The 1,209-nt window shown below is 70.6% G+C and carries 2 protein-coding genes; both read left to right on the forward strand.

Translation table 11 applies throughout. The features are described from left to right. Positions 1-673, forward strand: a 673-nt coding sequence (locus tag ACIRS4_RS37800; protein ID WP_404204739.1) for an acetate--CoA ligase family protein, incomplete at its 5' end; no start/stop codon positions are given. 66 nt (positions 674-739) lie between these two features. Further along, a partial coding sequence (locus ACIRS4_RS37805; RefSeq protein ID WP_404204741.1) for a phosphoenolpyruvate carboxylase occupies positions 740-1,209 on the forward strand: 470 nt, incomplete at its 3' end.

Below are 1,209 nucleotides of genomic sequence, written 5' to 3' on the forward strand. Positions count from 1 at the left end.
GCTCACCGATCTGCAGGCCGCGGAACTGCTGGGCTGCTACGGGATCGACGTGGTCGAGTTCCGGGAGGTCCGCGACGCCGACGCCGCCGTGGCGGCCGCCGACGAACTGGGATTCCCGGTGGCGGCCAAGGCCACCGGCGAGATCTGGCGCAACCGGCCCGATCTCACCGGTGTGCGCCTGGACCTGTGGCGGCCCGACGCCGTGCGGCGGGCGTTCACCGATCTGGCGGAGATCTCCGGCAATCCGGTGCACATTCAGCGCATGGCCACCAAGGGTGTGGGCTGCACCTTCCGGGTGCAGGACGACCCGTCGTTCGGTTCGGTCATCAGTTTCGGCCTGTCGGGCACCATCATCGACCTGCTCGGCGACCGGGTGTACCGGGCGCTGCCGCTGACCGAGGCGGAGTCGGCCGAGCTGATCGACGCGCCCCGGGCGGCCCCGCTGCTGTCGGGCACCGTCGGCGGACGCGATCTCGGCAAGCCGGTCGACAAGGGCGCGCTGGCCGAACTGGCGCAACGGATCTCGGCGCTCTGCGACGACCTGCCGGAGGTGCGAGAGTTGCAGTGCGAACCGGTGCTGGCCTCGCCGGAGGGCGCGGCGGTGCTGTACGCGCGGGTGCGAATCGGGCCGGAACCCAACCGGTTCGACATCGGGCCGCGCCGGATGGGTTGAGCAGTAGCCGAACTCGGAGAGGTGAACGTAGTGCAGGCGAATCAGATCGAGACGGCGACCGCGCCGTTGCGCGACGACATCCGGTTCCTCGGCGGCATTCTCGGGGACACCATTCGCGACCACGAGGGCCCGGAGATCTTCGACCTGATCGAACGGGTCCGGGTGGAGGCGTTCCGGATCCGCCGCTCGGAGGTGGAGCGCAGCGCGGTCGCGGACATGCTGCGCGATGTCGACATCCGCACCGCCATCCCGGTGATCCGCGCCTTCAGTCACTTCCTGCTGCTGGCCAATCTGGCCGAGGACCTGCAGCGCGATCGCCGGCGCGCGGTGCACGTCGCGGCCGGCGAGCCGCCGCAGGACTCCAGTCTGGCCGCCACCTACCAGAAGCTCGACGCCTACGGGCCCGACGGCGCGGTGGTCGCCGACCTGCTGTCGGACGCGCTGGTGTCGCCGGTCATCACCGCGCATCCGACCGAGACGCGGCGACGCACCATCTTCGACGTGCAGGGCAAGATCACCGACCTGATGCGGCAGCG

Origin of the sequence: Streptomyces sp. NPDC101166 (assembly GCF_044768125.1) — a bacterium.
Classification (GTDB): domain Bacteria; phylum Actinomycetota; class Actinomycetes; order Streptomycetales; family Streptomycetaceae; genus Streptomyces.